The sequence below is a fragment of the Bradyrhizobium sp. P5_C11_2 genome (assembly GCF_054049755.1).
Map to the genome: position 1 here is coordinate 1 of NZ_JBFULT010000436.1, position 6,462 is coordinate 6,462.

The following is a 6,462-nucleotide window of genomic DNA, read 5'->3' on the forward strand; positions in this document are numbered from 1 at the left end:
GCATAAGGGGGCGGCCTCACGCGACGATGTTGCTCTTGTGCCGGTGCGAGAATACTCTTGGGACGTCTACTCAAAAAAACGACAACAAGACCAAGCCCCAAGGTGACTGATGGCCCGAATCCTCTACAGCGACCCGATCAACGCGTCCGACCGCACCCGCGAAATCCTCGACAAGAACCGTCATGCCAATATCTTCCGCATGATGGCGCATTCGCCGAGCTACTTTGAGCAGTACTGCCGGCTCGGCGGCGCCATCCGCCATAAGGGCGAGCTCGATCCGATCGTGCGCGAGCTTGCGATCACGCGCACGGGCATCCTGTGCGAGGCGCCATATGAGATTGTCGCGCACAAGCGCATCGGCAAGAATGTCGGCGTCACCGACGAGCAGAACGAGGCGCTGGAGAACTGGCAGGGGGCGTCCTGCTTCAATGAGGTGCAGCGCGCCGCGCTCGCCTTCACCGACGAGATCGTGAAATTGAACAAGCCGACGGACGCCACCTTCAAGGCGATCGCCTCAAAACTGACGCCGGCCGCGCTGGTCGAGCTGCAGCTTTCGGTCGGCTTCTACATCATGACCTCGAAATTCCTCGAGACCTTCGAGATCGATCTCCAGCCGGTGACGGAAGTGGTGGGCTAGTTCGCAAGCAGCGGCGAGGGTTGCCGATGACAATCGATGAATATGCGGCTTGGGCTGCGACGATCGCGAAAGTCGATGAGCATCCGTCGAACGAGCGGTTGTCCTATCTTGGTCTTGGCCTCGCCGGCGAGGCCGGCGAAGTCGCCGATCACATCAAGAAGCTGTTGCGCGATGACTGGCTCGATCAGGCAGGTCTCGTCGATGAGCTCGGCGACGTCATCTATTATTGGGCCTGCCTGTGCGCGGCGACCGGCCAGCAGCCATCCGAATTGCTGAAGGCCAGCGCGGCGAAGATCACCCGGCGCCTGAGCGAGGCCGCGAGCCGCTAAGCTGTGCCGGCGGTGTCAGGTCGACGTCAAGATATCCACCTTGGCGTTGGCGACGATCAGGCGATCGGCCAGCAGCTGCGCCAAATTGCGCATGATGCGCTCGGAGGCCCGCGGGTGCTGCTTGCGGAAGCGCTCGAATGCCGCGAGAGGGACTTCGAAGGCGGTCGCTGCCATGTCGGCGAAGACGTCGGCGGAACGGGTGGCTTCCAGCAGCGCCATTTCGCCGAACGCCATGCCGGCGGTCAGGGTCGCCAGCCGCACGCCGTCGGGCAGGGTGACGTGGACGGCGCCGCTGCGCAGGAAGAACAGGGAATCCGCGGGATCGCCCGCTGCCACGATCCTGGCGCCGGATGGATAGGTGCGGATGGTGCAGAGCGATGCCAGATCGGCCAGCTCGTCGTCGCCGAGGCCGGCGAGCAGCGGCTGTTCGACGAGCTCGGTGGTCTCGTGAAAGTCGATCGAGCCGCCGTGGCGGTAGACGATCTGGTCTTCCGCCCATTCGATCGCGGTGTCGAGCAGGTAGAAGTCGCGCACGTTCTTCAGCTCGGCGGTCCACTCCCGCAACGTGTTCCATTCCTTCGAGGCGCGCTTGACGCCGGACAGGATCACGGTGACGTTCAGCGCGGCGAGCTCCTCGAAGGCTTCGGCCACCAGCCGCGCGCCCGCGCGCGTGGTGGAGGTGACGCGGTGCAGGTCGAACACCACGAATTGCGGCCGCGGCCGCGCCGCAAGCCGCCGCGAGACGTAGTCGACCGCCGAGAGCGACAGCGTGCCGACCAGCTCGATGATCCGCACCTCCTGCTCATGGGCGGCGAGGATGTCGCGCTCCTGCGCGCGGCGGACGCGCCGTGACGGGCTCTTGCCGATGTCGTAGTCGGCGATGACCGCGTTGCGCGCGTCGTCGCTGCGGTTGAGCATGTGCAGGTCGTAATGCGAGGACAGCGCCTCGCACACCTTGATGCCGCGCACGCTGTTGCCGTGCTTGTCGAGTTTCGGCGAGTAGCTGCCGAGGCCGAGACGGGCGGGCAGGGCGGCCAAAATCCCGCCGCCGACGCCGCTCTTGGCGGGAATGCCGATGCGGTAGATCCATTCGCCGGCATAGTCGTACATGCCGGACGACGTCATCACCGACAGCGTGCGCGAGATCGCGTAAGCGCTCATCACCTGCTCGCCCGTCACCGGATTGACGCCGCGGTTGGCGAGAGTTGCCGCCATCACCGCGATGTCGCGCGCCGTGACCAGCACCGCGCATTGCCGGAAATAGACGTCGAGGACAGCGGCGACGTTGTCCGAGATCACCGCATTGGTCTTCAGCAGATAGCCGATGGCGCGGTTGCGGTCGCCGGTCTGGCTTTCCGAAGTATAGACGGCCTCATCCACGGCGAGGTCGCGCCCCGCGAAACGGCCGAGCGCAAGGCGGATCTGCTCGAAGGCCTCGGCGCCCTTGCTCTCGTGGATCAGCCCGGTGCAGGCGATCGCGCCGGCATTGACCATTGGGTTGAACGGGTGGTTGTCGGCGTTGAGCCGGATCGAGTTGAAGGGATCGCCCGACGGCTCGACGCCGATCGCGCCCTCGACCTTGCCCGCGCCGAGCAGGTCCAGCGCCAGCGCGAACACGAACGGTTTCGACATCGACTGGATGGTGAAGGGCACCCGGCTGTCGCCGACCTCGTAGACATGGCCGTCGAGTGTCGCAAGGCTGATGCCAAAATGGGCAGGATCGGCCTTGCCGAGCTCCGGGATGTAATCGGCCACGGCGCCGGAGGTTTCGGCGGAGAACTCGTTGAGGCAGGTGTCCAGAAACCGCAGCAAAGGCGGCTTCGAGCGGGTCCAGGCGGAGGCGGGCGGCGGTGTCATCGCCTCTCTTGTGCAACGCAATCAGGGCACGCGCAACCCGTCGGGCATCGGGGGCTGCCGCCGGACCAGCAGAAGCGCGATCAAAACCGTGGGCACCAGGATCGCGAGGCCCAGAAGGGTGACCTGCATTTGCGACAGCGGCATGATCCCGCCGCCGGGGGTCGCCACGACAAAACCGCCGATCACCAGCAGCGCGCGGATCGGCCATTCCATCATGCCCGCGCCGCGGAGGTCGCCGACAAAAGCCTGGTAGCCCTGGATGCCGCCGCAGATGAAGACGATGCCGAAGCAGGCGAGCCCGGTGAGCCCGAATGCCTCCAGATAGGGGTTGCTGCCCTGGAGCAGCAGCGCTGGGTTGAGCACGAAGAAGAACGGGATGAAGTAGATGATGCTGCCGACCCACATCGATTCCCAGCCCGTCTTCATTGCGGGCGCGCCGGCGATACCGGCCGCCGCGAACGAGGCGATCGCGACCGGCGGCGTGATCGCGGACAGCATGCCCCAGTAGAAGATGAACATGTGCACCGCTATCTTGTTCAGCCCGAGCTTCTCCAGCGCGGGCGCGACCAGAATGGCGAGGAAGATGTAGCAGGAGGTCGTGGTCAGCCCGAGCCCGAGGATCAGGCTGGTGACCGCGCACATGATCAGCAGCAGAAAGGCGTCGCCGCCGGCGATGCTGAGCAGATCGTTGGCGAGGCTCGAGATCACGCCGGTCAGCGAGAACGCGCCGATCAAGAGGCCGCAGCCGGCGAGGATGGCGATCAGCTCGACGAAGGTCTTGCCGTTGAGCTCGAGGAAATGCAGCCAGCGCGCGCCGCCCCAGTTCTTGCCGGGAAAGAACTCGTTCAGCGCGGCCAGCAGGCACATGCCCCACAGCGCGGCGTTGAGCACGCCGAACCAGAACATCAAAGCCGTCGCCGCGATCGAGCCGGCGAGCACGAGCGTGTTGCCGAACTTCCACGGCGCTGGCCCCGACCATTGGTGCAGGATCACCAGCAGCACGGACGCATAGAACGGGGCGTGGCTCTCGCGCTTGAAGTAGAGCAGCATCACCACGAGCACGACGATCACGAACAGATAGTACCAGCCCTCCTTGAAGGCGTCCCAGAAGCGCGGCAGCTCGGCGCGCGGAAGGCCCTTCAGCTTGTGGCGGGCGGCATAGGCGTCGACCTGCGCGAACAGGCCGACATAATAGAGGATCGAGGGAATGGTCGCGGCGAGCGCGACGTCGGCATAGCCGGTGTTCATGAACTGCGCCATGACGAAGGCGGTGGCGCCGAGCACCGGCGGCGCCAGCACCGCACCGGTCGAGGCGCAGGCCTCGATCGCGCCGGAATAGGACGGCGTGAACCCCGTCTTCTTCATCGCGGGGATCGTCATCGTGCCGGCCGTGAGCACGTTGGAGACGATGCTGCCGCCGACGGTGCCGAGCAGACCGGAGGCGAACACGCAGACCTTTGCGGCACCGCCGCGGAAGGTGCCGCACATCGCGAACGCAATGTTGATGAAGAATTTTCCCGCGCCCGTCATCATCAGCGCAGTGCCGAACACGAGGAAGCCGATCACGGTGTCGGCAAAGGCCTGGATCGGGATTCCGAGCAGGCTTTCGCCGGACAGCATGTGATAGGCGATGGTCTGCTGCAGCGTCGACTGCGTGCCGCGGAACGGGCCGAGCCAGGTCGAATCCGCAAACAGCGGATAGAGCGTGAACGGCAGCACGCTCAGCAGCAGGCTCCAGCCGCCGGTGCGGCGCAGCGCCTCCATCAGCACGAACCACATCACGAGGCCGGCGGCGATGACGTTGGCCGGGGCGCCGTCGAACTCCCAGCCGGATTGCGCGGCCTTGCGGATGTTGAGCATCAGCCAGATCGCCGCACCGAAGGTCGCCGCGAACAGCGCGAGGTCGTACCAGGGGATGCGGTCGAGCGGCGCCTTCTCCGATCCCGGGAAGATCAGGAAGGTGAATGGCAGCATCAGCGCGATCAGCAGGTAGAAATATTCGGTGTTGAGCTGGGTGTAGTCGATGAAGAACCGCAGCGAGAATTGCTGGTTGACGCAGAGCAGGATGGTGGCGGCCGTGGCTGCCATCAGCACCCAGCGCCACGCGCCCTTCAAGGTGCGGACGCGCGTGACCTCGGCTTCCTGCAGATCGGCGGCGGCGCCGAGATGCGGATCCTCGAATTCGACTGGCTTGCGCTGCGCTTGCGGGTCGGTGGTGGAAACAGACATGATCGATCCCGCGCGTGGGCAGCTAACCGCTGACTAATGCAAATGGCTTTTGGTTGAATCGATAGGGCCGCGGGCTCCTCAACCTCTCCCGCTTGCGGGAGAGGTCGGCGCGCAGCGCCGGGTGAGGGCTTTCTCCTCTGGGGGAGTCTTTCTGCGGAGACACCCTCTCCCCAACCCTCTCCCGCAAGCGGGAGAGGGAGCGCACCTCGCGTGTAGCAACGAACGAGCCCATCTCGCCCTAATCCTCAAACCCGTTCGGCATGTCGGCCTTGGCCAGCGCTGCGGCGCGGGCCTTCATCCAACCGTCGAGGAACGCCTTCTCGTCCGACGGCGGATTGGACTTGCCGTACTCGGTCCAGGCGGTAGCTAACACCTCCTGGCGCTTGAACAGCTTGTTGTTGTGCGCCTCCTGGGCGTCGCTCCATTGCCCGGCTTCCTTCAGCGCCTTCACCGCGCCGGGATGCACCGGCACCACCCAGTTCTTGGTCTGCCGGTCGGCGGCGAGCCCGCCGGCGCCGGGCGCGGAGTCCTTGTAGGCGTCGTAGTTCACGATCATCGCCTTGGTGATGGCGTAGACCTGGTCGGCCGGTTGCGCGGCGTAGGTCACGAAGATCGGGTAGGGGTAGTTGCCGAGCTCGATCGGCTTGTCCGGCGAGATGCCGGCGCCGCAGGTGGCAAGTTGCGGGAAGAAGAACGAGCCGACTTTCTGCATCCGCGCCCAGCCTTCCTTGTCCTTGGCCGGCAGCGGCGGCCAGATCAGGCCGCGCGGCGAGGTCTCGGCCTCCTTGGCGGGGCCGGTGATGGTGGTGCCGAAGGCGGCGTCGGTGTCGTTGTTGATCAGGCCCTTCCACATCGCGCCGTAGCTGGCGAACTCGACGATCCTGACGTCCTTCTGCGTCAGCCCGGCGAAGGCGAGCACCGCGAGCGAGTTCTGGTTCAGCGCCGGCGAGCCGACGACAAATCCGACGCGCTTGCCTTTCAGGTCTTTCAGATCTTTCACACCGGTATCGGCGGCGACGCCAAGCGAACCGCAATTGCAATCGACGCTCGAGAGCATGATCTGGAGCGGCTGCGGGCCCCATTCCCTGGCTCCGAACTCGAACACGCCTTCCTGCGCGAAATAGGTCCCCGATCCCATCGCCGCCGACACGGCACGCTTGGCGCGCAGCGGCGCAAGCCGCGCGACGTCGTTGCCTGCGGGGAGCACGCGCACGTCGGTGCCGTATTTGTCCTTCATCATCTTGCCGACGCCGACCGCGATGTTGAAGCCCGCGGTGCCGGTGTCATAGGCGGTCAACGTCAAGGTTGCCGGCAGCTTGACGTCTTCGGCGAACGAATAGCGTGTAGACGCAAAAGAAATGCCCGCAACCAAGGCAGGCGCGAGCACGAGCAGCCCACGAAGCATGTTCC

Annotated in this window: 5 protein-coding genes; 2 read left to right on the forward strand and 3 right to left on the reverse strand. The window is 65.3% G+C overall.

Annotation, left to right across the window (positions count from 1 at the left end; all coding sequences use genetic code 11):
- Nucleotides 1–109 precede the first annotated feature (109 nt).
- Entirely contained in the window at nucleotides 110–637 is a 528-nt protein-coding gene (locus ACXJL8_RS30195; protein ID WP_456618712.1) for a carboxymuconolactone decarboxylase family protein, read from the forward strand.
- Between the two features lie 26 nt (nucleotides 638–663).
- A complete protein-coding gene (locus ACXJL8_RS30200) occupies nucleotides 664–966 on the forward strand; it encodes a nucleoside triphosphate pyrophosphohydrolase family protein (protein ID WP_456618711.1) in 303 nt (100 codons plus the stop codon).
- A gap of 15 nt (nucleotides 967–981) precedes the next feature.
- Here ACXJL8_RS30200 and glsA read toward each other — a convergent pair whose 3' ends face one another.
- The 3 genes from glsA to ACXJL8_RS30215 form a co-directional block, all read right to left on the reverse strand.
- Nucleotides 982–2,823, reverse strand: a complete 1,842-nt coding sequence (gene glsA / locus ACXJL8_RS30205) for a glutaminase A (protein ID WP_456618710.1) — start codon at nucleotides 2,821–2,823, stop codon at nucleotides 982–984.
- A 21-nt stretch (nucleotides 2,824–2,844) separates the two neighbouring features.
- Nucleotides 2,845–5,052, reverse strand: coding sequence for a TRAP transporter permease (locus ACXJL8_RS30210; RefSeq protein WP_456618709.1), 2,208 nt, complete (start codon nucleotides 5,050–5,052; stop codon nucleotides 2,845–2,847).
- Between the two features lie 238 nt (nucleotides 5,053–5,290).
- A complete protein-coding gene (locus ACXJL8_RS30215) occupies nucleotides 5,291–6,457 on the reverse strand; it encodes a TAXI family TRAP transporter solute-binding subunit (protein ID WP_456686106.1) in 1,167 nt (388 codons plus the stop codon).
- Between the last annotated feature and the right edge of the window lie 5 nt (nucleotides 6,458–6,462).

Coding starts and splice junctions, on each gene's coding strand:
- ACXJL8_RS30215 (WP_456686106.1), bottom strand. CDS start 6,457: ATGCTTCGTGGGCTGCTCGTGCTCGCGCCTGCCTTGGTTGCGGGCATT.
- ACXJL8_RS30195 (WP_456618712.1), top strand. CDS start 110: ATGGCCCGAATCCTCTACAGCGACCCGATCAACGCGTCCGACCGCACC.
- ACXJL8_RS30210 (WP_456618709.1), bottom strand. CDS start 5,052: ATGTCTGTTTCCACCACCGACCCGCAAGCGCAGCGCAAGCCAGTCGAA.
- ACXJL8_RS30200 (WP_456618711.1), top strand. CDS start 664: ATGACAATCGATGAATATGCGGCTTGGGCTGCGACGATCGCGAAAGTC.
- glsA (WP_456618710.1), bottom strand. CDS start 2,823: ATGACACCGCCGCCCGCCTCCGCCTGGACCCGCTCGAAGCCGCCTTTG.